This window comes from Halorussus marinus (assembly GCF_004765795.1).
GTDB lineage: Archaea > Halobacteriota > Halobacteria > Halobacteriales > Haladaptataceae > Halorussus > Halorussus marinus.
On the sequence record NZ_SBIV01000001.1, the window covers coordinates 606,340 to 629,481 of the forward strand.

General features: G+C 68.2%; 25 protein-coding genes. 13 read left to right on the top strand and 12 right to left on the bottom strand.

All coding sequences use genetic code 11. The features are described 5' to 3' along the window. Positions 1-60: 60 nt before the first annotated feature. Positions 61-2,907, bottom strand: coding sequence for a DEAD/DEAH box helicase (locus tag EPY72_RS03095; RefSeq protein ID WP_135805531.1), 2,847 nt, complete (start codon positions 2,905-2,907; stop codon positions 61-63). A gap of 107 nt (positions 2,908-3,014) precedes the next feature. Here EPY72_RS03095 and EPY72_RS03100 point away from each other — a divergent pair, with 107 nt between their 5' ends. Beyond that, complete coding sequence (locus EPY72_RS03100; protein WP_135805532.1) at positions 3,015-3,488, top strand: DUF6141 family protein; 474 nt, start codon at positions 3,015-3,017, stop codon at positions 3,486-3,488. Here EPY72_RS03100 and EPY72_RS03105 read toward each other — a convergent pair whose 3' ends face one another. Genes EPY72_RS03105 through EPY72_RS03120 form a run of 4 tightly spaced genes read right to left on the bottom strand, consistent with a single transcriptional unit; the run spans position 3,489 to position 8,623 of the window. Then, complete coding sequence (locus tag EPY72_RS03105; RefSeq protein ID WP_135805533.1) at positions 3,489-4,232, bottom strand: metallophosphoesterase; 744 nt, start codon at positions 4,230-4,232, stop codon at positions 3,489-3,491. After that, positions 4,232-5,950: a hypothetical protein gene (locus EPY72_RS03110; protein WP_135805534.1), complete on the bottom strand. Its 1,719-nt coding sequence runs from the start codon at positions 5,948-5,950 to the stop codon at positions 4,232-4,234. Before EPY72_RS03110 ends, EPY72_RS03105 begins: the two co-directional genes overlap by 1 nt. Next, positions 5,947-7,215: a Single-stranded DNA binding protein gene (locus EPY72_RS03115; protein WP_135805535.1), complete on the bottom strand. Its 1,269-nt coding sequence runs from the start codon at positions 7,213-7,215 to the stop codon at positions 5,947-5,949. Before EPY72_RS03115 ends, EPY72_RS03110 begins: the two co-directional genes overlap by 4 nt. A 37-nt stretch (positions 7,216-7,252) precedes the next feature. Continuing rightward, entirely contained in the window at positions 7,253-8,623 is a 1,371-nt protein-coding gene (locus tag EPY72_RS03120; RefSeq protein ID WP_135805536.1) for an arylsulfotransferase family protein, read from the bottom strand. A gap of 73 nt (positions 8,624-8,696) precedes the next feature. On the opposite strand from EPY72_RS03120, the gene EPY72_RS03125 reads away from it, so the two are divergent. Next, entirely contained in the window at positions 8,697-9,344 is a 648-nt protein-coding gene (locus tag EPY72_RS03125; RefSeq protein ID WP_135805537.1) for a 2,5-diamino-6-(ribosylamino)-4(3H)-pyrimidinone 5'-phosphate reductase, read from the top strand. A 28-nt stretch (positions 9,345-9,372) separates the two neighbouring features. Here the strand turns inward: EPY72_RS03125 and EPY72_RS03130 are convergent, their stop codons facing one another. The 3 genes from EPY72_RS03130 to EPY72_RS19195 all read right to left on the bottom strand — a co-directional run bounded on the left by EPY72_RS03130 (position 9,373) and on the right by EPY72_RS19195 (position 11,165). Beyond that, a complete protein-coding gene (locus EPY72_RS03130; RefSeq protein WP_134670564.1) occupies positions 9,373-9,672 on the bottom strand; it encodes a DUF7545 family protein in 300 nt (99 codons plus the stop codon). 93 nt (positions 9,673-9,765) lie between these two features. Then, positions 9,766-10,437, bottom strand: a complete 672-nt coding sequence (locus EPY72_RS03135) for a hypothetical protein (protein WP_135805538.1) — start codon at positions 10,435-10,437, stop codon at positions 9,766-9,768. Positions 10,438-10,583: 146 nt separating this feature from the next. Then, positions 10,584-11,165: a twin-arginine translocation signal domain-containing protein gene (locus tag EPY72_RS19195; RefSeq protein WP_168215992.1), complete on the bottom strand. Its 582-nt coding sequence runs from the start codon at positions 11,163-11,165 to the stop codon at positions 10,584-10,586. Positions 11,166-11,680: 515 nt separating this feature from the next. Between EPY72_RS19195 and EPY72_RS03145 the strand changes: the two genes are divergently transcribed. Then, positions 11,681-12,628: a DUF7282 domain-containing protein gene (locus EPY72_RS03145; protein WP_135805539.1), complete on the top strand. Its 948-nt coding sequence runs from the start codon at positions 11,681-11,683 to the stop codon at positions 12,626-12,628. A 4-nt stretch (positions 12,629-12,632) separates the two neighbouring features. Here EPY72_RS03145 and EPY72_RS03150 read toward each other — a convergent pair whose 3' ends face one another. Beyond that, on the bottom strand, positions 12,633-13,955 hold the full coding sequence (locus EPY72_RS03150; protein ID WP_135805540.1) for an FAD-dependent oxidoreductase: 1,323 nt from the start codon (positions 13,953-13,955) through the stop codon (positions 12,633-12,635). A gap of 149 nt (positions 13,956-14,104) precedes the next feature. Here EPY72_RS03150 and EPY72_RS03155 point away from each other — a divergent pair, with 149 nt between their 5' ends. Next, the gene (locus EPY72_RS03155; protein ID WP_134670559.1) at positions 14,105-14,389 is read left to right on the top strand and encodes a DUF357 domain-containing protein; all 285 of its coding nucleotides are present in this window, start codon (positions 14,105-14,107) and stop codon (positions 14,387-14,389) included. 73 nt (positions 14,390-14,462) lie between these two features. On the opposite strand, the gene EPY72_RS03160 is transcribed toward EPY72_RS03155, so the two are convergent. Further along, positions 14,463-15,089 (bottom strand): hypothetical protein, encoded by a 627-nt coding sequence (locus tag EPY72_RS03160; RefSeq protein ID WP_135805541.1) that lies wholly within the window; start codon positions 15,087-15,089, stop codon positions 14,463-14,465. Between the two features lie 118 nt (positions 15,090-15,207). Between EPY72_RS03160 and EPY72_RS03165 the strand changes: the two genes are divergently transcribed. After that, positions 15,208-15,387, top strand: coding sequence for a DUF7836 family putative zinc-binding protein (locus EPY72_RS03165; RefSeq protein ID WP_135805542.1), 180 nt, complete (start codon positions 15,208-15,210; stop codon positions 15,385-15,387). On the opposite strand, the gene EPY72_RS03170 is transcribed toward EPY72_RS03165, so the two are convergent. After that, on the bottom strand, positions 15,388-15,795 hold the full coding sequence (locus EPY72_RS03170) for a translation initiation factor IF-2 subunit beta (RefSeq protein ID WP_134670556.1): 408 nt from the start codon (positions 15,793-15,795) through the stop codon (positions 15,388-15,390). 238 nt (positions 15,796-16,033) lie between these two features. Between EPY72_RS03170 and EPY72_RS03175 the strand changes: the two genes are divergently transcribed. After that, a complete protein-coding gene (locus tag EPY72_RS03175) occupies positions 16,034-16,273 on the top strand; it encodes a UPF0058 family protein (RefSeq protein WP_134670555.1) in 240 nt (79 codons plus the stop codon). Positions 16,274-16,481: 208 nt separating this feature from the next. Here the strand turns inward: EPY72_RS03175 and EPY72_RS03180 are convergent, their stop codons facing one another. Further along, entirely contained in the window at positions 16,482-16,937 is a 456-nt protein-coding gene (locus tag EPY72_RS03180) for a DUF555 domain-containing protein (protein WP_135805543.1), read from the bottom strand. Between the two features lie 87 nt (positions 16,938-17,024). Between EPY72_RS03180 and EPY72_RS03185 the strand changes: the two genes are divergently transcribed. From EPY72_RS03185 to EPY72_RS03215, 7 genes are all read left to right on the top strand, one after another. After that, positions 17,025-17,909, top strand: coding sequence for a DNA-3-methyladenine glycosylase family protein (locus tag EPY72_RS03185; protein WP_135805544.1), 885 nt, complete (start codon positions 17,025-17,027; stop codon positions 17,907-17,909). A gap of 84 nt (positions 17,910-17,993) precedes the next feature. Then, complete coding sequence (gene tfe / locus EPY72_RS03190) at positions 17,994-18,530, top strand: transcription factor E (protein WP_134670552.1); 537 nt, start codon at positions 17,994-17,996, stop codon at positions 18,528-18,530. Further along, entirely contained in the window at positions 18,530-19,246 is a 717-nt protein-coding gene (locus tag EPY72_RS03195) for a DUF2110 family protein (RefSeq protein WP_134670551.1), read from the top strand. The genes tfe and EPY72_RS03195 overlap by 1 nt, the downstream gene beginning before the upstream one ends. Beyond that, positions 19,243-20,019: a DUF5803 family protein gene (locus tag EPY72_RS03200; RefSeq protein WP_135805545.1), complete on the top strand. Its 777-nt coding sequence runs from the start codon at positions 19,243-19,245 to the stop codon at positions 20,017-20,019. The genes EPY72_RS03195 and EPY72_RS03200 overlap by 4 nt, the downstream gene beginning before the upstream one ends. A gap of 37 nt (positions 20,020-20,056) precedes the next feature. Continuing rightward, positions 20,057-20,749: a competence/damage-inducible protein A gene (locus tag EPY72_RS03205; protein ID WP_134670549.1), complete on the top strand. Its 693-nt coding sequence runs from the start codon at positions 20,057-20,059 to the stop codon at positions 20,747-20,749. 400 nt (positions 20,750-21,149) lie between these two features. Continuing rightward, positions 21,150-21,953, top strand: a complete 804-nt coding sequence (locus EPY72_RS03210) for a hypothetical protein (RefSeq protein ID WP_210423482.1) — start codon at positions 21,150-21,152, stop codon at positions 21,951-21,953. Between the two features lie 64 nt (positions 21,954-22,017). Beyond that, complete coding sequence (locus tag EPY72_RS03215; RefSeq protein ID WP_135805546.1) at positions 22,018-23,121, top strand: ATP-NAD kinase family protein; 1,104 nt, start codon at positions 22,018-22,020, stop codon at positions 23,119-23,121. Positions 23,122-23,142: the final 21 nt, after the last annotated feature.

Consider the following 23,142-nt stretch of genomic DNA (forward strand, 5'->3'; position numbering starts at 1 on the left):
GTTCACACCAACTGGGACCGCGCAACCGACGTTACACCCGCGAAAGGGGCCGTTTCGGCCTCAGTCCCAGAACGACTGGGTCCGGGCGTACTGACGCTCCTGTGCGAGGATGTCCCGGTAGAAGTCGTCTTCGTCCTCGCGGAGCTTGGCGATGATGCGGGCGGCGTTGCGCGGGCCGACGCCCCGGGCCGCCAGCGCGATGACGGCTCGCTTACCGTGGCTCTGGACCAAATTCGCGGCCTTGTACGCACGCTCGGTCATCTTCTCCTGTTCGTCGTCTTTCTCTCTGGCCCGGACGGCCTTCACGACCTCGTCGGCCCACGGGTTCAGCGCCGCGATGCGGGTCGACCCGCACTCGGGACACTCGGGCTGGTCGCGGACCCGCCGGACCGGCTTCTTGCGCTTCCAGTCGGTGCAGTGGAGACACACCAGGATGACCTCGTCGTCCCGGATGCGCTCTTTGACGGTCTGGATGACGCTCGCGTCGGCGTTCTCTGGCGCGAGCAGTTCCCGGCCCGACGACCGGCCGCCGGTCCCGATCGGGGTGTGGCCGCCGGTCGTCACGACCTCGATCTCGCCGGTCCGAATCCGGGCGAGCACCTCGCTCGCGCGCTCGACCGCCAGATCGTCGTGAAACACCTCTCGGACCGCCTCGTCGTACATCGGCGTGTCTTCGAGCGCCCCGAGCAGTCGGGAGACGTTCGGGGTCGACCCCTGCCAGCTCCGGAGCGCGCCGAACTTCGCGGCGACCTGCGAGAGCTTGAACTTCAGCGAGTCGGAGTGTTTGAGGCTGAGCTCGATGATCGCCTCGACGTGGTCGGGATCGGTGTCCTCGAGCACCGCCGCGACCTCCCGGCCCGACGTTTTCGACGGCACGTCCAGTTCGATCCGGTAGGGGTCGACCTCCAGGCCGACCGACGAGCCGGTCCGCTGTCCGACCAGCGACGACAGCACCCGCCCGAGCGTCTCGTTGGTCTTGTGGCCCAAGCAGGCGTTCACCACGACGCTTCCGGCGGCGTGTTCGACCACGATGCGGTCGGCAGTCGGCAACGGTGCGTCGGCCTCGGCCTGTCTGTCGAGCTGGTCGAGCGCCTCGCGTGCGGTGTGCTCGTCGGTCGGGTAGCGGTTCGTGAACTCCCGGGCGACCCCCTCGCGGGGTGCCCCGCGCTCGAACTGCGGGCCGGCGACCGCCCGCATCTCGCCTACCTCTCGGGCGACTTCGTAGGGGACGGGGATCTCCTCGCCGACCCACGACGGGATCTCGCCGCCGGGGTCCTCGATCGGCGAGACCTGCACCGTCTCCTCCTCGTCGTCGATCTCGGAGATGCGCCACATCTCCCCGCGCTGGATGAAGACCTCGCCGGGCGCCGCGAAGTTGACGACGAACCGCTCGTCGAGGGTCCCGACCTGCGAGCCGCTGGCGATGTCCTCGACCGCGTAGGTCTGCTCGTCGGGGATCATCGAGAGGTTGGCGTAGAAGTACTGCCACGTCTGGGAGGACTTCTCGATCGTGTCCTCGTCCTCGTCGACCCAGACGAGTCGGTTGCCCTTGAGCTCCCGCAACACCTCCTTGAATCGAGACTCCGGGAGGTCCCGGAACGGGTAGGCCCGCGTCACGATGTCGTAGGCTTTCATCGCCGACAGGTCCCCGAAGTCCATCACGAGCCCGACGACCTGATTGGCGACGGTGTCGAGGCTCCCGTCGTGGATCCGGGCCGGCTCCACGTCGCCGTCTTTCGCCCGGCGGGCGATGGCGAGCGCTTCGAGGGTGTCGTCGGGGCGCTTCGTGACGATGGTGCCCCGCGAGACCTCGTCGCTCCGGTGGCCCGCGCGCCCGACGCGCTGGAGCAGTCGGGCGACCTCCCGCGGGCTGGTGTACTGGACGACGTGGTCGATCCGACCCACGTCGATGCCGAGTTCCATCGAGGACGTACAGAGCAGGCCGTCGAGCTCGCCCGCCTTGAACCGGTCTTCGACGTCGATCCGGACTTCTTTCGACAGCGAGCCGTGGTGGACGCCCACGTTGGCGTCGAGGGCCTTGAACCGCGAACCGAGCGCCTCGGCGGTCTGGCGGGTGTTGACGAAGATCAGCGTCGAGTCGTGGTCGTCGACGATGTCGAGGATCGCCCGGACGTGGCTGGCGTACTCGACCTCGGTCGCCAGTTCGCCCGCGAGCGTCTCGTCGGCGTCGGTGACCTCGGGCTCGCGGACCTCGAACTCGACTTTGCTCCCCACGTCGACCTCGACGATCTCACACCCCCGGTCGCCGGTCAGAAACCGACCGACCTCCTCGGGGTCGCCGACGGTCGCCGACAGGCCGATCCGCTGGAACTCCCCGGCGAGCTCGACCAGCCGCTCCAGCCCGACGGTGAGCTGGGCGCCTCGCTTCGCGCTCGCGAGCTCGTGGACCTCGTCGACGACGACGTGGTGGACGTCTTCGAGGGCGGTTCGGAGCTTCGAGCCGGTGAGCATCGCCTGCAGGGTCTCGGGGGTCGTCACCAGCACGTCCGGCGGGTCGTTCGCCTGCTTTTGGCGCTGGTAGTCGGTGGTGTCGCCGTGGCGCACGTCGACGTCGAGGTCCAACTCCTCGCCCCACCACTCCAGGCGCTCGCGCATGTCGCGGTTGAGCGCGCGGAGCGGCGTGACGTAGAGCGCCGAGATGCCGAACCGGGGGCCCTTCTCGGCCTGATTCTCCGCGATGGCGTCCAGCACCGGCAACATCGCGGTCTCGGTCTTGCCGGTGCCGGTCGGCGCGACGACGAGGCCGTTCTCGCCCCGGGCCAGCGGCGGGATCGCCCGGCGCTGTGGCTCGGTCGGCGTCGAGAACCCCCGCTCGGAGAGCGCCGCCCGGACCTGATCGCCGAGGTGCGCGAAGGCCCCAAAACCCGCGGCCGACGTCTCAGTCATCGCTTCGGAGTTGGGACGCGAGGGGATTAAGCCCAACGCTAGTCACGGGTGGACGTACCACGATCGGCGGCGACAACTGTCTTTGGGACGCCGGACGAACCCCCCGCATGGGCACCGAAGTCCGATTCCGAGAGGTCCAACGATTCCGCCGACCGTGGGCCCGGGCGACCCTACTCGTACAGGCGATCCTCGCGCTCGCGGGAGTCGTCCGGGGTCGGCGGTCGGGGCGGGCCGCCCTGAAACGGCTGGTCGGCCTCGGGGCGGTCGCGCTGGTACTCCGATCGGTTCGGCTCTACACCGAGGTACGGCCCGACGGCGTGTACGTCAAGTTCGCGCCGCTCCACCGGACGTTCCGCCGAATCCCGCTCGCGGATATCGAAGACGTGCAGGCGACGGGGTACAGTCCGCTCCGGTACGGCGGCTGGGGTATTCGGTGGCGTCCGCGCGCGTTGGCTTACACCGCCAGCAACGCCAGCGGCGTCCGACTGGAGCGGTCGTCCGGCGGGTCGGTGTTCGTCGGCTCGGATCGCCCCGACGAACTCCTCGCGGCGATCCAGACCGCCACCGACCGGGAGGTCTGATCACACCGTCCGGTACGGGCCGAGTCGCGTCCCGTCGAGCAGGTACGCCTCCGCGCCGGGCGCGGCCGCCGGGAGAAACGGCGAGAGGAACTCCTGGCCCTCGACGTTGACCCACGTCCCGCCCGCGAGGTCGTTGAACGCCGGGAACACGGTCAGTTCGGCGTCTCCCGTGGCCCCGCCCTCGCGGTCGGCGAACGCCGCCGGATCGAGTCCGCCCCGGAGCCACGCCCGTTCGACCCGGCTCCCGCCCACCGCGTCCGCTAATCTGACCGCGGGGTGTTCGTGGCCGACGCAGACGGCGCCGCCGCCGAGCACCGCAGGCGCGGGCCATGTGTGGCCGTGCGCGAACCCGACGTCGCCGCGTCTGAGCCCGCCGCCGTCGGTCACCTCGCAGTCGATCCACGACTCGATGTCGCCGTCGTGGTTTCCCTTCACGAGCGTGGCCGCGACCCCGCGGTCGTCGAGTCGTTCGAGTAAGATTTCGACCTCGCCGCGCTCGGCGCCGCCCGGAGCGCCGATGGCGTGCATCAGATCGCCCAGAAAGACCACGCTGTCGGGGTCGGTGCGCTCGACCAGCGAGAGGAGTCGGCCGCGGCGCTCGCCGGCCCGGCTGTCGAGCGAGACGCCCTCCGCGCGGAGCGCCTGCTCGATGCCGGCGTGGAAGTCGGCCACGACCAGCGCGCGCTCGGTCCCGAGGTCGGCGACCGCCGCCGGGCTGTCGGGGACCGGCTCCACGAGCGCCATCAGATCGGCTTGAGCGTGTCCTCGCCCGACTCGTAGCACCGTCCGCCCATCAGCGCGGATTCGAGGGCGTCCTCCACGTCGGCGGGGGTCACGTCGTACTCCTGGACGACCGCCGCCAGCAGGGTCTCGCGGGCGACGCCGTCGCCCTCGTTGCGCTCGCGCATCGTCTCCATCACGACCTCTTCGAGGTTCTCGGGCTCGGCGTCGTCCTCGTCTTCGGCGTCGCTCGCGCCGGCCGCGTCTTCGGCGTCGCCCTCGTCGCTCTCCGCCGCCGGGCTCGGTTCGTCGGGCTCCGCGGCGCCCTCGGCGTCGTCCGGTGCGGGCTCACCGTCTCGGGGCGTCTCGGCGGCGACGTCCTCGGCGGTCGGCTGGGCGGGCTCGCTTTCGTCGGCGTCCGGTGGGGCCTCCTGCTCGGCGTCGGGGGTCTCGATGTCGGCCTCGCCGGGGTCGTCGACCTCCGTCCCCGAGGAGAACTCGAGACCGTACTCCGCTTCGACCTCCTCGCGCTCCTCGTCGTCGAACTCGTACATCTCGTCGCCCGCGCCCGCGGTGCCGATGTCCGGCCCCTCGTCGTCCGGGTCGGGTTCGTCGACCTCGTCGGTCGGGGCGTCGACCTCGTCTTCGACTGTCGGCGGCTCGTCGGTCCCGATTTCGTCCTGAAGGGCCGCGGCGTCGTCGGCGTCCTCGACGCTCGGTTGCTCTCCGTCCGAGCCGGCGTCCCCGACGGTGCTGGTCGGCGCTTCCCCGAGGTCGGGCGTCTCTGTTTCGCTCGTCTCGGTCTCGGCCATTTCGGCCTCACCCGTCTCGGCCTGAGCGGGCTCGGACGCCGCGGTCGTCTCGGTCGCCTTCGGCGCCGTTGCCCCGTCGCCGGCGGGTTCGCCTTCGGCGGCTTCGCTCGGTTCGCCGTCCGCCGACGGCGCCTCTGCCGCCGTGCTCGGCTCGTCGATCGAGTCCGCGTCGGACGAGTCCAGTTCGGCGACCGAGTAGTCGAGATCGAGGTCGGCGTCGCCGCCCTCGTCGGGCGCGAGGTCGAGCGGCCCCACGTCGTCGGCGTCGATGTCGCCGGCGACCACGCGGGCGGCGTCGAGCGAGAGATCGCGGACCGCCGCGAGGTACGTCTCGGCCGTCCCGTAGTGGTCGAGCGCGAGCGGGATCCCCGCCGCGAGGCCGGCGTCGACGCCGGCCGATTCGAGCGACTCGCCGAGCGCGTCGCCGGTCGCGCCCGATTCGAGCGCGTCGGCGACCGTCGAGACCCGTCCGAGCGTCTGCTCGGCGGTCTGGACCACCCATCGGTCGCGGGTGTCGGCGTCGACCGCGTTGATGGATTCGGGTCTGACCGAGGTGAACACCCGATCGCTGTCCTCGGGCTGGAAGGTCCGGGCCTTGCCCGTCACCGCGACGAACATCGGCGGCTCGGCGCCCTCGAGGAACGCCATCTCGTCGGGCTGGTACTGGCCGGCGTAGACGACGAACGCGCCGGTCGGGTCGACGATGCGGGCCCGGAGCACGTCGTCGCTGACCTGCTCGACCTGCGTGAGCACGCCGACCGCGAACAGTCGGTTCACGCGCGCGCCAGTGGGCGTGACGACGTAGTTGGGCGCGCGCTCCTCGTCGCTCTCGGAGTGTTCGAAGTCGGCGTCGTCGAACTCCGCGGCGAAGAGTCGCCACGCGACCTCGCGGCGGCCCGCGCCGCCCTGCCCGTTCTCTGGGTCGCTCATTCTGCCACCTCCGCGAGCAGGCGCTCGGCCCGCTCGACCGGCGAGTCCTCGCAGGCCTCGAACTCGGTCACTTCGAGGTTCGCGCCGTAATCGTCGACCGAGAGGTTCCCCCGGACGCGGAACTCCCGACCCACGATCTCCTCGCGGATGTCGTCGGCCACGACCTCCTTGTCCATCGCCTCGCGGGCCTGGGCCTTGGCGTCCTCGACGTCGCCGCCGTACACCTCCTCGGTGCGCTCGGCGTCGAGCACCGCGGTGACCGTGCCCGTGCCGTCGTCGAGGATGGCCTTCACCCGGAGGTCGTCTTGCCCGTCGACGTCGCCGTGGCTCCGGCACTGACCGTTCTGGGTCACCCGGCCACACTCGGGACACCGCTCGATGAGGCCCGAGCCGTCACGGACCGCAACGATGCTACCGAGGATCTCGACGTCGTACGCGCCGCCGGTGTCGACGGCCTCCCGGACCGTCATCCGGGTGCCGGTGTCGCTCACGTCGAGTTCGCGGTCGAGCCCCGCGACCGTCGTGAACTCCGAGAGGTTCACCGACGGGACGCCGCGAAACTCCCTGACGTAGACGTCTTCGAGCCGGAGCTGTGCGCCCTCCGCGACCTCGGGGCGGGCCTCCCAGTCGGTGAACGGGAGCCGCGCGCTCTCGTCGGCGAGCACGCCGCTTTTGATCTCGGTCTCGCCGTCGCGGCCGTCGATGGTCTTGGTCTCCGAGTCGACCGCCGACACGTCGAGGTTGATCCCGCGGTCGCCGGGTTCGAGGTCGGCGAGGTCGGCGTCCCCGCCCACCTCGTAGGGCACCTCGATGTCGTCTTCCATCGCGACGCTCGTGCTCTCGCCGAGGTTGAGTTCGGGGCGGCCCTCCCACTCGCGGACGCCGGCGTTGCCCGCGGTGATGGTGTCGCCCGCAGAAAGCCCGAAGTCCTCCCACGCGGTGTAGGAGATCGTCCCAGTCTCGTCGGCGAGTTCGCCCTCGAAGATGACCTGGGTGTCGCCCTGATACCGAATCGAGCGCTTCCCGACGGTCAACACTTTCCCGGTGACGGTGACGTTGGCGTCGTCGGTCGTCACGTCGGCGACGTCGGCCCGGGCGGGTTCGCTCGATCCCCCGCCGCCGTCGCCGTACTTCCGGCGGAGGCTCTGTTTGGCCTCATCGACCGGGACGCTGTACTCTACGAGGTTCTGCAAGTCGGCTTTGACCTCCTCCTTGTCGACGCCGAGGTCGGAGGCGAGGTCCTCGGCATGGTCGTCGAGACTCATCGTCCACACCTTGCTCGGGGCGGACTAAAAGTGTTCGTCACCGGAACCGAACCGGCCACCGGAGCGACACCGACACCGACGACGCCCGGAGTTCGGCGACCAGCCACGCCAGCGCGGTGACCGCGCCGACGAGCGCCGCCGCGGCGTGGCCGAACCCCATCCACACCGGGAGGACGAACGAGACGCTGTTTATCGCCTTTCGGGGGGTGATCCCGGCGACTTCGAGCGGGTCGTCGCCGATCTCCTCGCGCTCGCGGCTGGTGAGTTCGGCCGCCGAGGCCGCGGGGCCTCCCGCGCTCTCGTCGCCGGTGGCGAGCCGCTCGACGTCGTACGGCGAGTACGTCTCGATCTCCCAGACGATCTCCCCGTCCGGGTCGACTTCGACCACGCGGTGGTTGTTGGTGTCGGCGATCAGGGTGTTGCCGTTCGGGAGTCGGTCGGCGTCGCGGGGCCACAGCATCTCCTCGTCCGACCAGACCCACGACTGCTCCCACGCGCCGTCGGACGAGTCCGACGAGGCTCGCGAACCGTTCGTTCGCTCACCCCCGTCCTCGCGCTGGTACTCGATCACCCGGTCGTTGAGCGAGTCGGCCACGACGACGGCGGGACCGCCCCGCGCCTCCGGGACGTAGTCGGGGTTGTGCTGTTCGTAGAGGACGCCGTACTCGCCGTCGGCGCCGAGCGTCCAGTTGGACTGGAGCCCGGTTTCGGGGTCGACGAACGCCACCAGATCCTGGTTCCGGAGGCTCGTCATGTACCGGCCGTCGGGCAGGCGTTCGACGTCGTTCAGGTGCGACCAGTCGGCGGGGTACTCGCCGCCGCCCGACAGCGGGAAGTCGGTCTGGGCCGACCACTCCCACGTCTTCAGGCCGGTCTCAGTGTCGACGACGTACAGCCCGTCGCGGTGGATGTCCCCGACCAGCAGTTCGTGGTCGCTCAGCCGGTCGACGTCGTGCCAGTTTGCGCCCCGGTCCTGCGGGACGACCCGCGAGTAGCGGCGGGTGACCTCGCCGGTCGTGAGGTTGACCCGCTCGACCAGCGACTGGGTGCACTTGGCGTTGCAGTGCGGGCTGTCGTACGATCGCTCGGCGACGTACTCGACGGTTGCCCGGCCGGCGTCGACCGGGTCCACGTCGAAGTAGCCGTCGTGGGTGTCGTTGCGGTAGACCACCGTCCCGTCGGGGCCGAACGCGGTCAGAGCCGCCGACCTGCCGTCTTGACCGTGGCCGGCGACCACGGTGACGTCCTCGCGGGGTTCGACGACCGGCGTGCGCTCGGCCGGGGCGAGCGAGGCTTGGGTCTCGTACGTCTCGATGGCGGCGTGGGCTGGCCCGGTGGCGTACCCGTGGCCGAGCACGGCGAGACAGACGAGGAGGACCGCGATCGCGGTTGCTCGGAGGCGTCGCATCTATCCCAACGTCCGCGACTGGAAGCATAAAACGACCGAAAGCTGTTTTCGCGGCGGGCGAGTAGCCCCGCGCATGCACGTCGTCGTCAACGCCGCGACGAGCGCCGACGGCAAGCTCTCCTCGCGCCGGCGCGAACAGATCGCCATCTCAGGCCCCGAGGACTTCGACCGGGTCGACGCGCTCCGATCGGACAGCGACGCGGTCGCGGTCGGGGTCGGCACGGTGCTCGCCGACGACCCGAACCTCACCGTCGACGACCCCGACAGCGACCGGGGGGAGTCCGACCAGCCCGCGCGAGTCGTCGCCGACTCGCGGGCCCGGACGCCGACCGACGCGCGGGTGCTCGACGAGCGGGCGAGTACCTACCTCCTCGTCTCGACTGCGGCCCCCGACGAGCGGGTCGCCGCGCTCCGGGAGGCGGGCGCGCACATCGTCACGGCGGGCGACGATCGAGTCGACCTGACCGCGGCGTTCGCCCAACTGGAGCGGGCGGGCGTCGAGCGCGTGATGGTCGAGGGCGGCGGCGAACTCATCTTCTCGCTGTTCGAGGCCGAACTGGTCGACGAACTCCGGCTGTTCGTCGGGTCGACGATCATCGGCGGCCGCGAAGCCCCGACGCTGGCCGACGGCGAGGGGTTCGTCGAGTCGTTCCCGGCGCTGTCGCTGACCGGCGTCGAGCGCCTCGACGACGGCGTCCTGTTGGAGTACGTCGTCGACTAACGGGTTCGAAAAACTGTCGGCGTCCGGTTCAGTGGTCGTGGCCGGTCATCTCGCCGAACGTGGTCCCGAACCGCTCCTCGAAGAGGTCCATCGTCGCTTCCTCGTAGGCCTCTACTTCCTCGTCGACCTCGCCCTGCGCGTGGTGGACGACCGCGTGGCCCTGCTGGGCCAGCGAGAGCATCGCGAGGTCGCCGAGCACTTCGGTGCGGGTGTCCTCGCCCTCGCGGAGCATGTCGACGAGGCCGTTCGGGACGGTGAGTTCGTCGGTTTCGCCGTCGGGCGCTTCGATAGTGTACGTCGCGGTCTCGACGTCGTCTGGGTCGGTCATACGCTCACTTTCGCCGGCGGACGTAAAGAAGTGCGGGTACGCGCCCGGCGGCGCGGTCGCGGCCGCGTTCGAACACGACGCCGGCGGGTCGACTCACCCGGAGTCGCCGGTCTCGGTGGCGTTCACGATGACGTCTTGGACCGTCGTGGTCTCTTCGGTCGTGGCGTTCCCGTCGACCGTCGTCGCGGTCGTTTCCTCGGTGGTCGTCTCTCCGGTTGTCGTTTCCGTCGTCGTTTGTTCGGTCGTCGTCTCTGTGGTCGTTTCCTCGGTGGTCGTCTCTCCGGTTGTCGTTTCCGTCGTCGTTTGTTCGGTCGTCGTCTCTGTGGTCGTTTCCGTCGTTGTTTCCTCTGTGGTCGTCTCCGTTTCGGTCTCTGTTTGCTCTGTCTCCTCGGCCTGCTGGGTTTGGTCTTCGGCCTGTGCTCGGTCCCCGCCGCCCGTCTCCAACTGGGCTTCGAGGAGCTGGAGCGTGTCGCTGAAATAAATGGCGCTGGTGGTGAACGAGTAAGTTTGGCCCTGTTCGAGCACGCCCTCGCGCAGGAAGACGAGGTTGTACTCGCCGGGGCTACACCCGGTGTAGTTGACGATGTAGCCGTTCCAGTCGGTCGGGTCGACGACGGCGCCGTCTCCCGCGTCGGGATCGGACGGATCCACGTACCCGAGGATCTGATTGACCGTCGGCTGTTGAACTCTGCTCACCGTCTGGAAGTCGACGTTCGGGACGTAGTCGTCCACGAACACCAGCGCCGTGGTCTGTAGTTGTTGCATGGGTTCACTGACGCGTCGTCTCTCAGGAGGGAGCGGTCCGGGGTCGGCTGTCTCACCCCGGCGGTCCCGTTGGCGCGACGAGCGCGGATCGTCCGGTTCGTCGCTCGTGACCGGAGTGGTCACTGTGCGAGTTAGAGGGGGTTTGTCTATCCGCCTCCACCCTCCTCGTTGTCGCCGTCGCCGCCGTTCTCACCGCCGCCGTCCCCGCCGTCCCCGCCGCCGTCACCGCCACCGCCGCCACCCGATTGGATCTGGGATTCGAGCAACTGGACCTCGTTGTCGAAGAAGACGGCGCTCGTAGTGAACGAATAGGTTTCACCTTCGGCGAGCGCGCCCTCGCGCAGGAAGACGAGATTGTAGTTTCCGGGGCCACATCCGGTGTAATTGAAGATGTAGCCGTTCCAGTCGGTCGGGTCGACGACCGCTTGGCTTTGCTGTTGGTTTCCGTCCTCGCCCTGCTGAGACGGGTCGACGTAGCCGAGAATCTGATTGACAGTCGGCTGCTGAACACGGCTCACGGCCTCGAACTCGACGCCGGGTTTGTAGTCGTCGACGAACACCAGTCCGGTGCTCGCCTGCTGGACTCCGTCCTGCTGTTTCAGCGTGTCGCCCGCCACGCTCCCGCTACTAGCGAGTCCGAGTGCGGCCGCGCTCGATGCGAGCGCACCCTTTTTCATAAACGAGCGCCGCGAATCGTCGACGTCCTCTGTCGTATCCTCTCGTGCCATAGTTCTCTCCCCTCACCCCGTCTGGGGCGATTCGTACGTGCCACGGTGAGGTTCATAAAAAACGACGACTGTTCTGACTCGTAACGCCTGTTGGCGCGTTCGGCCGAAGATATTACATCGGCTTTCCAGACTGTATTATTCGTTACCTATCGACACGTCGCCGTTTATAGTCCGAGCCTTCGACCGGCGGAATCACCTTACCGACCCCGCTCTGGCGGAACTCTGAGTCGACCGAGATCCCGTCGGTCCATGACTGCCTACAAGCGACTCCACCGTCGATTAGGAGCGACCTAACGGAGAGTCGGGGTTCCGAAATCAGTCGTCCGAACTCAGTTCTGCGACGGTTTCGACGCCACGACTGGCGACGAAGCTCCCGGTTCCCTCGGCGGTGTCGATGCCCGTCGCTAGTATGACAATTATCCGTTGAACGGTCGGCGGCCTATATTCGCTGGAATCGAGTTAATACACACTCCCATGGATCAGAGGGAACCAAAACACACTGGGGTGGGACAGCGATGGCCGTGAGGAGCCAGATCGGAGCGGTCGCCGTCGCCGTGTTCGTCGTCACCGCGATGGGTGCCGTCGTATCGGCACGGACGGGCGCCGGAGACGCGACTGACGCTCCGGGCGTCGCGGACGCTCAGGAGACGACGACTGCGCAGAACGAGACGGCGGTGATGCTCCGGAATCTGAGCGCGCCCGCCGAGGTAGAAGTCGGCTCGGCGTTCACCGTCCGGGCCGATCTGGTGAATCGCGGCGACGCCGAGGACGTCAGGCGGGTCAGATACCGGATCGCAGGCAACGTCATCCAGTCGACGGTCGTCCAGCTCTCGCCGGGCGACGCCGAAACGGTGACGTTCAACGTCACGGACGCCAACACGTCCGGCTTCCCGACGGGGACGTTCACGCAGGGCGTGTTCACCGACGGTGCGAACGTCACGACCAATCTGACGCTCACCGCCCCCGGCGAGACCGCCACGCCGGGCGACGAGGCGACCAACGAGACGACCGCCGAATCGGCCAACGAGACGACCGAGGCGCCACCCGATCAGACGACCACGCAAGCGACGGCCGACGAGACGGCGAGTCTCGACTTCGAGGACCAGCGCTCGAACGGGAGCGCGGTCACCGTCCGTTCGGTCGCCGTTCCGGAGGGCGGCTTCGTCGTGATCCACGACAACGGCGTCGTGGAAGGCGACGTGGTAGACAGCATCCTCGGCACGTCGGAGTATCTGGACGCCGGCACGACCGAGAACCTCACCGTCCCGCTCGATCGACCCCTGAACCAGTCTCAGGAGGTCGTCGTGGTGGTGTACCGTGACACGAACGACAACCGCACGTTCGACTTCGTCACGTCGAACCGGACGGCCGACGGCCCGTACACGAAAGTCGACTCGAACGAGGCGGTAAACGGGATCGCCGTGGTCGACGTGACCGACGGCGCGACGAACGAGACGGCCTGACCGCTCAGTCGTCGCCCGCCGCGGCTTCGGCCGCGGGCTCCTCGGCTTCGAGCTCCGCGGTTTCGAGGTAGTCGTCGACGTCGAGCGCGGCTTTCGAGCCCATTCCCGCGGCGGTCACCGCCTGCTGGTAGTGGAAGTCGACCACGTCGCCGGCGCCGAAGAGGCCGGGCACGCCGGTCGCGGTCTGGCCGCCGCCGGTCCCGCCTTCGGTCTGCAGGTAGCCGGCGTCGTCCATCTCGACGCCGGTCCCTTCGAGGTACTCCGTGTTGGGGGTGTGGCCGATGGCGAGGAACACCGCGCCGACGTCGAACTCGATCTCCTCGGTCTCGGGGTCCTCGAGCTTCTGGGAGGGGTAGCCCTCGGGATTGCGGACGAGCGTCGCGTAGTCGACGCCATCCTCGACCGAGCCGTGGATCTCGGTGACCTCGGTGTTTTTCATGATCTCGATCTCGCCCTCCTCGACTTTCTCCTGGATGCGGTCGATCCAGTAGTCCTCGGCGCGGAACTCCTCGCGCCGGTGGGCGATGTACACCTTCTCGGCGAACTTCGTGAGGAAGTTGGCCTCCTCCATCGCGGCGTCGCCGCCGCCGACCACGAGCATCTCCTCGTCGCGGAAGAACGCGCCGTCGCAGGTCGCGCAGGTCGAGACGCCGTAGCCCATCAGCTCGTCTTCGCCCGGGATGCCCAGCGTCCGGGCGCTGGCGCCCGAGGCCGCGATGAACGCGTCGGCGGTGTAGACGTCGCCGTTGGTCAGTTCGACGCGGAACGGCCGTCGGGAGTCGTCGACCGACTCGATGACGCCGTTGCGGATCTCGGTGCCGAACCGCTCGGCCTGCTCTTTCATCCGGTTGATGAGGTCGGGACCGCTGAGTCCCTCGGGGAATCCGGGGTAGTTCTCGACTTCGGTCGTCAGGGTGAGCTGGCCGCCCGGCTCGTCGCCTTCGAGCACCAGCGGGTCGTTGTTCGACCGCGCGGCGTAGATGGCGGCGCTCAGCCCGGCGATCCCGCTCCCGGCGATGATCAGCCGGCGGTGTTCGACTGCGCCGTCGGCGACGCCGGTCTCGACGCCGAGCTTCTCGTCGAGTTCGCCCGTCTCGTCGAGCGCACTGGTGTCGTCCCAGCCGCCGATCAGTTCGTCGTCGATGAACACTTCCGGCGCGGTCTTGCGGCCGTCGGCGCGCTCGACCATCTCCTCGAACAGTTCGTCGTCGCCGGTCACGTTGTACGTCTCGTACTCGACTCCCTTCTGATCGAAGAGGTCCATCGCTTTCTCGCAGTACGAGCAGTCGTCCTTCGTGTAGATTTCGACCCGCGGGTGTTCGATCATGGTGCAATATTGACGTGCGGTGGGTATTTAGCTTGTGTTGTGTCGTCGTCTTTCCGGTAGTTCAGACGGGGGTCGCGACCGCCTCGGCCCCCAACGCGGCCGCCACCGCTCTCGAAGGGCTTACGGTTCGGCCGGGCGTGGGTTCGGCCATGGCCGCCGATCTGGGTGAGAAGACCGACCGCTACGAGGGCCTGCTCGCCGAGGCGCTCGACGCCGCCGAGATCGCTCCGCCGCCGGACTCGCCGATGGGCGAGGCCGCGGCGGAGTGTCTGGAGATGGCGAGTTCGTACCTCGAAGACGGTCGTCACTTCCGGACGAACGACGACCTCGTAAACGCCCTCGCGTCTTTTTCGTACGGCCACGCGTGGCTGGACGCGGGCGCTCGGGTCGGACTGTTCGACGTCCCCCGGGACGGCCACCTATTTACGGTGTGACGTAGCGCCGAGGTCGCCGTTCCCGGCGACTACAAGAAACCTCGTCAAGTGCGACGGGGCCGGGGCTCGCGCGTCAGCGGCGACTGCCGTAACGTCGGTCGCTGTCCCCGTCGGTTTGGTTCCGTCGGTCGCCGTCGTCGTGCTGGCCGCCCTCCGGGCCGCCCGCGCCCCGCTGGCGTCGACGGCGGCCGTACCGGCGGTCGGACTGCCGGTCGTCGTTCTCCCGGCCGTAGTCGATGGTCCCGCCGGTCTCCCGACTCGTTGGAATGATGTCATCGCGTGCGCGCTCGCGTCGGCTCGGTCCGTGGCCGCCCTCCTCGACGTACGATCCCCGACCCTGTTTTGGCTCGCCGCCGCGCGAGCGGGCGTCTCCCTCCGGGCGGTGGTCCTCGCGGTCGGCGTTCGACTCTCGGCCTCCAGAAGCGGGGTCGCCGTGTCGGCCCTCGTCGCCGCTGTGGCGCCGGCTTGACTCGCCCGAATGCGGGCTTTGGGACGCGTCGGCGTCGGTTTCACGCCCACCGGCGTACCGGCTCGTGCGGTCCTCGTCGTCGCGCTGGCGTGCCCGTCTGGCCCGGTCGCGGTCGGCGGCGTCGCCGTACCGGTTGGCGTGGCGCGCATCGGATGGGTCTCGGTCGGTCCGGTCGTCGTCCCGTCGGTCGTCGGTCTCGTCGCGCCGCTGGTCGTGGTGCGGATTCGCCATGGTGTACTCCTCCAGATAGACTTCCCCGAGCGTTTCCTTAGGCGTGCCGGCCCGGTCGGTCCCGCGGGGTCGTAACCGCGGCAAGTTTTTTCTATCAGCCTCGCACACGTATCCACGTATGAACGAAACGTACGTCCGGCTGCTCTGCCCAGAGTGTGCCAAAGATTGGCAAGAAGGCCCAGACGAGCTCCCGGCGCCCGAGGAGATGTTTCACTGCCCGAACTGCCACGCGACCCGCCGGACGTCGGAGTTCACTCGCACCGAACGCGACCTCGAAACGCTGAAACAGTTCCAGTAGTCACTCCCCGGTCGCCGACCGGGCGCCACACGCCTCACACCGGAGTAACACCGCTCCCTGTTCGCGTTCGAGCCGCGTGTCCGGTAGTCCACACTCCGAACAGAGGACGAACTCCTCGCTGTACTCGGCGATCGCGTCCTCGATGCGATCCTGTCGAAACTCGCCGGTCAGGCGCGCACGCCCGCTCTCGTCGATGTGGGCGCTCGTTCCGAGTTCGTCCTGCAGGAACTTCAGGACGTGTTCGCCGTCGCGGTCGAGTCGGTCGAGCGTCTCCTGAAAGTTCTCGTAGACGGTGACGTTGCCCTCTTGGCGGACCTCGGCGTCGGGCACGTCGAAGCGGTCGGAACTCCCCTCGATGTCGGGCGTCGCTTCGAGCGCCCGGTCGAGTTGATCGTCGTAACCCTCCATAGGTGAGTAGACGGTCCGGTCCGGATAAAAGTCTTTCAGATCGTGTGATTTCACCGCCGTTTCTCGGTCAGTAAGGTAGTCTTTCCGCGGAAAACGGATCGAAACGATGTGAACTATTCTCGAAGACGAACGGAACGTTTGGCGGGACGAAACCGGTCGTTTCCCGCGAATTTCACACGTCGTGTTAACGGGACTCAAGATAATACTATAACCCTGCAACTGTTAGCCACGGTTGCTCATGAAGAAGCAGGAGCTCATCCACCTTCACGGCCTGCTTGCGGAGGTCGGGAACTACTACGAAGAAGAGCACAGCACGGAAGTCGATCTCGAAGACTACGAATCTCTTGGCGTACGACCGACGTCTATTCACAAGTCGAAAACCGACCACAAGGCGGCGGTGTTTGCTATGGCAAAGTCCATCACATCGGAGATGAGCGAGGTCGAGAGCGGCGAGAAAGTCGCCGCCAAAGCCGACTGAACGCGCGGACGTACCCTAACCCTCACGATACACCTACCCGCCCAGCCGCGGCTCCCGACAGCCCGGTTAGCTCCGACACCGACGGCCGGAAACTCGCCGACTCAGCAGACGGACCGACGGCTGTCGAAATCGAAATCGAACAGAACGAGTGCAGAGCGCCGTACGCGCCGGTCTCGGCGCGCGAGGCGGTCGTCGATCGCGACCCCGATTACTCGATGAGGTCCTCGAACTCGGGAAGCACTTCGTCGTCGTCGCTCTCGTCGGCCTCGCTCACGTCGTCTCCGGAGTCGGTCTCGATCTCGGAGTCGGCGTCGCCCTCGTCGTCGTCTTCGATGACTTCGACTTCGAGGACCGTCAGCGGAATGTTCTCGAGGCGCTGGCCGATCTCCTTCCGGGCGATCCGAGAGGCGTGTTCCTCGCGCTCGACGTTGTACACCGTCATTTCGAGTTCGAGCGCCACGAGGCTCTCGTCGGCCGCGATGAACGCGGGGTCGAGGCCCTCGCCGCAGTGGGGACACGACCGCTCGCCCATGTTTATCTCGACGTAGTTGAGGTCCGGGTTGAGCAACTCGCCGGTCTTCGAGATGGCGATCCGAACCGCCTCGTCGGGCGTTTCGACGTCGTAGACCGGAACCGCCGCTTCGACGACAACTCTGCAGTTCATGCTCGGGTCGAAAGTTGTAGCGCCAACAGTATCAACTTTAGCCACGGAACGAAAGGTTTCCGACGGCCCAGCCCCTCGGTTCTCCCGATGGAAACGGGCTCGATACCGCTTTCGGACGTGCCGGGCGGCCTCGACGTACGAACGACCCTCGAGAGCGGCCAGACGTTCCTCTGGCGGCGCGAGGACGGCCGCGCGTACGAGTCGACGACCGCCGAGACAGCGTCGCCGTGGTACTACACGGTGACCGACGGCGAGGTGATCCGGACGCGCCAGCACGCGGGCGAACTCCGGTGGGAAGCGACCACCGACGCCGACGGTCTGCTCGCCGAACGCCTGCGTCTGGACGACGACCTCCCGGCCATCTTCGAGTCGATACCCGACGACCCCTTGCTGGTCGAGGCCCGCGAGGCCCACGCCGGACTCAGGATCGTCGACGACCCGTTTTTCCCGTGTCTGATCTCGTTCATCTGCTCGGCCCAGATGCGAGTCGAGCGCATCCACTCGATGCAGACCGCGCTGGCCCGGACGTTCGGCGAGTCGATCCGGTTCGACGGCGAGACTTACCACGCGTTCCCGACCCCCGAGCGCCTCGCGGCCGCCACCGAGGCGGAGCTCCGAGAGCTGGGGCTTGGCTACCGCGCGCCGTACGTCCAGCGGTCGGCCGAGCTGGCCGCGGCGGACGAGCTCTCGGCGGCCGAGGTCCGGGACTTGGACTACGAGGACGCCCGCGAGGCGCTCCAGACGTTCGTCGGCGTCGGCGACAAGGTCGCCGACTGCGTCCTGTTGTTCTCGCTGGGCTTCCTCGAAGCGGTCCCGCTCGACACCTGGATCCAGACCGCCATCGAGGACCACTACCCGGACTGTGACCGCGGGTCGTACGCCGAGACCTCGCGGGCGATCCGGGAGGCGTTCGGCGGCGAGCACGCCGGGTACGCCCAGACGTACGTGTTCCACCACCTGCGGACCCGGTGAGCAGTCTCCGAGTTCGGCGCCGAGACCGCGCCGAATGGTCGGCTCCCGATGGTTTTAAACGGCTGAACGCCCGGGTATACCATAATGGCTTTTGAGGACCTGCTGGAGGACCCGGTAATCCAGAAATATCTTCACGAACTGGTCGGGCCGAAGGGGATGCCGGTCGCCGCCGCGCCGCCGGACGGCGAAGTGACCGACGAGGAGCTCGCCGAGGAGCTCGATCTGGAGCTCAACGACGTTCGGCGCGCGCTGTTCATCCTCTACGAGAACGACCTCGCGACGTACCGCCGACTCCGCGACGAGGACTCCGGGTGGCTGACGTACCTCTGGACGTTCGAGTACGACAACATCCCGGGCAACCTCGAAGAGGAGATGCACCGACTCCTCGATGCGCTCGAACACCGCCAGGAGTACGAGCGCCAACACGAGTTCTACCTGTGTGAGGTCTGTTCGATCCGGTTCGAGTTCGGCGAGGCGATGGACTTTGGCTTCGAGTGTCCCGAGTGTGGCTCGCCGCTGGAGTCGATGGAGAACTCCCGGCTGATCGACTCGATGAACGAGCGAATCGACCGGCTCCGCGAGGAGCTCAACGTCGAACACCTCGAAGAGGCCGAGGCATAATGGTCGTCCTCGCGACCAAGTTGTACGTCCGGGGCGACGCCCGCGAACGCGCGCTCGACGGACTGCGGTCGCTCGTCGACAACGCCGTCGGCGACCTCGACGCCGACTACACCGTCGGGGTCCGCCACGACGACTTCGCGGTCGTGACCGTCGAGGGCGAGGACGCGGTGGTCGCGCGCAACCTCCTCCGCGAGGAGTGGGGCGAGATCACGCCCGACCTCGAACCGGGCGAGACGTACGTCGGGACGCTCGAATCGTGGGACGAAGACGGGTTCGTCCTCGACGCGGGCCAGGACGTGCGGATCCCCGCGAGCGAGCTCGAACTCGGACAGGGGACGCCGATCCAGATCGTCGAGCGGTTCGGGCTGGTCCAGCACATGGCCCTGAAGTTCGTGTACGGCGGTGCGAACACGTCGTCGGACGGCTCCGCTGGCGGAGACGAGGCGGCGGGCGAGCCCAGCAGGCTCGCCGACGCCGAGCGCGACCGCCTCTACGAGTGGACCCGGGGATCGGGCCGGGTCAACGTCAACAGCGCGACCCGCGGCGAGGTTCGGGCGACGGTCAACCGCGCGGGCCACGCCAGAGACATCGTGACCGTCGAACGCCTCGGGCTCCTCGAACAGAGCATCGTCTGCAAGGACGAGACCGACCCGCCGGGGCTGCTCGCGGCCATCGGCGACTACCTGCCGGCGGAGATCCGCTGTCTGATCCCATGAATCGGCGCCTCCTGCTCGGCTTCGTCACCGTGGCGGCCCTCGCGATCACGGCCGGCTGTACCGGCCTGTTCGGGTCCGGGGAGTTCAGCGACGATCAGCTCTCGCAGGAGGCCGACTACGACTGGGACACGTCGACCGACGTGACCGTCAACGTCACCGGCGACGAGTATCAGGCGATCTACGACCTCTCGAACGGCTCGGAGGTGACCGCCTACCAGTACGAGGCGCTCGGCGGCGAGGCGCCGGTGGAGGTCGCCGCGGTCCAGTTTCGGTACCCCAACGGGACGGTCGTGACCGCCGAGCGCCTCGACGTCGAGCGTCGCGACTCCGCGACGGTCATCCGGACGCCGAGCGACACCGGGAAGCTGGCGTACACCGTCTCTCGGCGCGGCAAGACGTTCACGATGCCGGTCACCGCCGAGGGGTCCTACGAGGTCGTCTTGCCGAAGGGGATGCGGGTCGGCCACTTCTTGCTGAGCAACGTCAGACCGGGCGATTACACCACCGAGAGCCACACCGAGACGTCCGACGGCCGGGTCCACCTCGTCTGGAACGACGTGACCGCCGACACCGTGTCGGTCCGGTACTACCTCGCGCGCGACCTCACCATCTTCACCGCGGTCGTCGGCGGGGCCGTGCTGGTCGCGCTCGTCGGGCTCGCGTACTTCCGGCTCCAGATCCGGGAGCTCGAACGACAGCGAGAGGATATGGGGCTGAACGTCGACACCGACGACGACGAGTTCGATCAGGGGCCGCCGCCGGGGATGGGGTAACCGCCTCTTTTTGGTCGTCGGGTCACTACGTCTCGCTATGGAGGTAGCTCTCGTCACCGTCGGCGACGAACTGCTGGCGGGCGACACCGTGAACACGAACGCCGCGTGGCTCGGTCGGCGACTGGCCGACCGGGGCGCGAGCGTCGAGCGCGTGGTCGTGGTTCCCGACAGCGTCGGCGAAATCGCACGCGAAGTCAACGAACTCCGGGCGGCGTACGACGCCGTGATCGTCACGGGCGGTCTCGGGCCGACCCACGACGACATGACGATGGAGGCGGTCGCGGCCGCCGTCGGCGTCTCGGTCGAGGAACATCCCGACGCGGTCGAGTGGATCGCCGACAACACCGACTACTCGCGTGCGGACCTCGTGGAGGGGACGACCCACCTCCCGGCCGGATCGCGACTGCTTCCCAACGAGGCAGGGGTCGCGCCGGGGTGTGCGGTCGAGAACGTCTACGTCCTGCCGGGCGTCCCCGACGAGATGGAGGCGATGTTCGAGCGGATCGAAGACGAATTCGCCGGGGCCTATCGCCACGTCGCGGTCGTGGAGGCCGACGAACCCGAGAGCGCACTGGTCGAACGCCTCGCGACGCTACGGGACCGCTTCGACGTGACCGTGGGGAGCTACCCCGGCGACCACGTTCGGGTCAAACTCCAGAGCACCGACGAGGCCGAACTCGACGCCGCGGCGGCGTGGCTCCGCGAGCGGGTCGAGACGCCTCAGCGATAGAGGTACGCGAGCCACGCGACCGTGATGGCGATTCCGACGACCGAGGCGACGATCCCCGACGCGTTGGCGGGAACCGATCCTGCGAGTGTGAACATGTCCGACGCTACCGGTCCCGCGCTCTTAACCCTTGCCAACCGCGGCGTCCGGCGACGGGGAGACTACGGGCCGTTCGGTCGGTCCGAAACGGACGCTTGAATCGACACTCACCGCCGTAACGGGGACGTACCGTCGTTCACACGTCGACGCCCGAAGCCGATTTTCGGAATCAGACGCGGCCGAAATGCCCCCTTTCCGGGCTGAACTGACGCCAACGGTCTGAGCCGTTTATTTATAAGTCGGGTGAAGCTCGGGTCGCCCGACGAAGCGGCCGTAAGAGCCGCCTAAGGGCGGGAGTAGACCAATGACACAAGAGTATCAGCAATCACCGACCAGCGGCCAGCAGACGTACGGCGCCCAACCGACCCAGCAGTCCGGCCACCAGCAGTCGACAGGACAGATGGGCCACCAATCGACGGGCCAGACGAGCCAACAGCCGACGGGCCAGATGGGCCACCAATCGACGGGCCAGACGAGCCAACAGCCAATGGGCCAGATGGGCCAACAGCCAATGAGTCAGATGAGCCACCAATCGACGGGCCAGACGAGCCAACAGCCGACGGGCCAGTCCCAGAGGATGCAGGGCCAGACCGGCGGACAGATGGGCGGCGCACACCGGACGACACACCAGCAGGTCGGCCAGCAGTTCGAGGCCGAGATCACCCCGGAGCTCAACGAGGCGCTCGAATCGTTCGACCGCGTCGTCGAGATCGCGTCGTGGTGCGCCGACAAGTGCATCGAGAGCGGACCGCAGATGGCCGAGTGCGCCCGGCTGTGTGATGACCTCTCCGAGCTGGCTGAGCTAAACGAGAAACTGATCGCCCGCGACTCGATCAACGGCCCGGAGGTCGCAGAGACCTTCCTGCGAATCGCCCGCCAGGGGATGCCGATCCTCCAGCAACACCAGCAGTCCCCGCACGTTCAGGAGACGCTTCAGGCGGTCAACTTCGCGATCGACTCGACCGAGAAGCTCCTGAAATCCATCGGCGGTCCGCAGGAGGCGGCCGGCCAGCAGGGGTTCCAGGAGCTGACAGAGAGCCACCAGCCCCAGGGCCAGCAGACCCAGACGCCACAGCCCCAGTCGTTCCAGGGCGGCCAGTCGTACTGACCCCGACGTCGCTCATTTTTCTGGGACCGGACGGCTTTTGCGACCGACGGCCGTAGCCACGCCCATGCGACGCATCGGCGTAGTCGTCAATCCGATCGCGGGGATGGGCGGCCGCGTAGGGCTGAAGGGCACCGACGGCAAGGTCGAGGAGGCCCGCGAACGCGGCGCCGACCCGCGCGCTCCCGACCGGGCGCGGGCGGCGCTGGCGGCGCTCGGCGAACGGGCGCCCGACGCCGAGATCGTGACCTACGGCGGGGAGATGGGCGAGCGGGCGGCCGAGGCGGCGGGGTTCGACCCCGATATCGTCGGCGACCCCGCGAGCACGGAGACGAGCGCCGGCGACACCCGCGACGCCGTCCGGGCGTTCGCCGAAGCCGGCGTCGGCCTCGTCCTCTTCGTCGGCGGGGACGGCACCGCGGTCGACGTGGCCCAGACCCTCGCGGACCTCGACGCCGACGTCCCGATGCTCGGCGTCCCGGCCGGCGTGAAAGTGTACTCGGCGGTGTTCGCGGTCACGCCCGAGGCCGCGGGCCGGGTCGCCGCCGACTTCGACCGGACCGAGCGACGTGAGGTGAACGACATCGACGAGTCGGCCTACCGCGAGGGCGAGGTCCGGGCCGAACTGAAGGCGCTCGCGACGGTGCCGGTCGCCGAGGACCTCCAGTCGAGCAAGCAGGTCGGCGGCGGCACGGTCGAGAGCCTCGCCGAGGGCGTCGCCGACGACGCCCGCGCCGAGTCAGAACGGCAGGCCGGCGACGGTGCGAGCGAGCGAGCGACCTACGTCCTCGGGCCGGGCGGGACGGTCGGCGCGATCAAGGAGGCGCTCGGCTTCGAGGGCTCGCCGCTCGGCGTCGACGTGTGGCGGGACGGCGAGGTGCTCGTCCGGGACGCCAGCGCCGACGAGATCCTCTCACATCTCGGCGAGCGCAACGTGGTCGTGGTCTCGCCGATCGGCGGGCAGGGGTTCGTCTTCGGCCGGGGCAACGATCAGATCTCGCCGGACGTGCTCGGGCGCTCGACCGTCGAAGTCGTCGCCTCGAAGCGCAAGCTCGACGACATCGGCGTCCTCCGAGTCGATACGGGCGACGAGGCGGTCGACGAGTCGCTCCGTGGATGGCGGAAGGTCCGGGTCGGCCGGTTCGAGCGCCGGATGATGAAGGTGGAGTAGCGTCGAAGGGGCAATAAGTGG

What these genes read in the sequence shown, in the direction of transcription:
- EPY72_RS03095 (WP_135805531.1), bottom strand. Translation starts at nt 2,907, where the DNA reads ATGACTGAGACGTCGGCCGCGGGTTTTGGGGCCTTCGCGCACCTCGGC.
- EPY72_RS03100 (WP_135805532.1), top strand. Translation starts at nt 3,015, where the DNA reads ATGGGCACCGAAGTCCGATTCCGAGAGGTCCAACGATTCCGCCGACCG.
- EPY72_RS03105 (WP_135805533.1), bottom strand. Translation starts at nt 4,232, where the DNA reads ATGGCGCTCGTGGAGCCGGTCCCCGACAGCCCGGCGGCGGTCGCCGAC.
- EPY72_RS03110 (WP_135805534.1), bottom strand. Translation starts at nt 5,950, where the DNA reads ATGAGCGACCCAGAGAACGGGCAGGGCGGCGCGGGCCGCCGCGAGGTC.
- EPY72_RS03115 (WP_135805535.1), bottom strand. Translation starts at nt 7,215, where the DNA reads ATGAGTCTCGACGACCATGCCGAGGACCTCGCCTCCGACCTCGGCGTC.
- EPY72_RS03120 (WP_135805536.1), bottom strand. Translation starts at nt 8,623, where the DNA reads ATGCGACGCCTCCGAGCAACCGCGATCGCGGTCCTCCTCGTCTGTCTC.
- EPY72_RS03125 (WP_135805537.1), top strand. Translation starts at nt 8,697, where the DNA reads ATGCACGTCGTCGTCAACGCCGCGACGAGCGCCGACGGCAAGCTCTCC.
- EPY72_RS03130 (WP_134670564.1), bottom strand. Translation starts at nt 9,672, where the DNA reads ATGACCGACCCAGACGACGTCGAGACCGCGACGTACACTATCGAAGCG.
- EPY72_RS03135 (WP_135805538.1), bottom strand. Translation starts at nt 10,437, where the DNA reads ATGCAACAACTACAGACCACGGCGCTGGTGTTCGTGGACGACTACGTC.
- EPY72_RS19195 (WP_168215992.1), bottom strand. Translation starts at nt 11,165, where the DNA reads ATGGCACGAGAGGATACGACAGAGGACGTCGACGATTCGCGGCGCTCG.
- EPY72_RS03145 (WP_135805539.1), top strand. Translation starts at nt 11,681, where the DNA reads ATGGCCGTGAGGAGCCAGATCGGAGCGGTCGCCGTCGCCGTGTTCGTC.
- EPY72_RS03150 (WP_135805540.1), bottom strand. Translation starts at nt 13,955, where the DNA reads ATGATCGAACACCCGCGGGTCGAAATCTACACGAAGGACGACTGCTCG.
- EPY72_RS03155 (WP_134670559.1), top strand. Translation starts at nt 14,105, where the DNA reads ATGGCCGCCGATCTGGGTGAGAAGACCGACCGCTACGAGGGCCTGCTC.
- EPY72_RS03160 (WP_135805541.1), bottom strand. Translation starts at nt 15,089, where the DNA reads ATGGCGAATCCGCACCACGACCAGCGGCGCGACGAGACCGACGACCGA.
- EPY72_RS03165 (WP_135805542.1), top strand. Translation starts at nt 15,208, where the DNA reads ATGAACGAAACGTACGTCCGGCTGCTCTGCCCAGAGTGTGCCAAAGAT.
- EPY72_RS03170 (WP_134670556.1), bottom strand. Translation starts at nt 15,795, where the DNA reads ATGGAGGGTTACGACGATCAACTCGACCGGGCGCTCGAAGCGACGCCC.
- EPY72_RS03175 (WP_134670555.1), top strand. Translation starts at nt 16,034, where the DNA reads ATGAAGAAGCAGGAGCTCATCCACCTTCACGGCCTGCTTGCGGAGGTC.
- EPY72_RS03180 (WP_135805543.1), bottom strand. Translation starts at nt 16,937, where the DNA reads ATGAACTGCAGAGTTGTCGTCGAAGCGGCGGTTCCGGTCTACGACGTC.
- EPY72_RS03185 (WP_135805544.1), top strand. Translation starts at nt 17,025, where the DNA reads ATGGAAACGGGCTCGATACCGCTTTCGGACGTGCCGGGCGGCCTCGAC.
- tfe (WP_134670552.1), top strand. Translation starts at nt 17,994, where the DNA reads ATGGCTTTTGAGGACCTGCTGGAGGACCCGGTAATCCAGAAATATCTT.
- EPY72_RS03195 (WP_134670551.1), top strand. Translation starts at nt 18,530, where the DNA reads ATGGTCGTCCTCGCGACCAAGTTGTACGTCCGGGGCGACGCCCGCGAA.
- EPY72_RS03200 (WP_135805545.1), top strand. Translation starts at nt 19,243, where the DNA reads ATGAATCGGCGCCTCCTGCTCGGCTTCGTCACCGTGGCGGCCCTCGCG.
- EPY72_RS03205 (WP_134670549.1), top strand. Translation starts at nt 20,057, where the DNA reads ATGGAGGTAGCTCTCGTCACCGTCGGCGACGAACTGCTGGCGGGCGAC.
- EPY72_RS03210 (WP_210423482.1), top strand. Translation starts at nt 21,150, where the DNA reads ATGACACAAGAGTATCAGCAATCACCGACCAGCGGCCAGCAGACGTAC.
- EPY72_RS03215 (WP_135805546.1), top strand. Translation starts at nt 22,018, where the DNA reads ATGCGACGCATCGGCGTAGTCGTCAATCCGATCGCGGGGATGGGCGGC.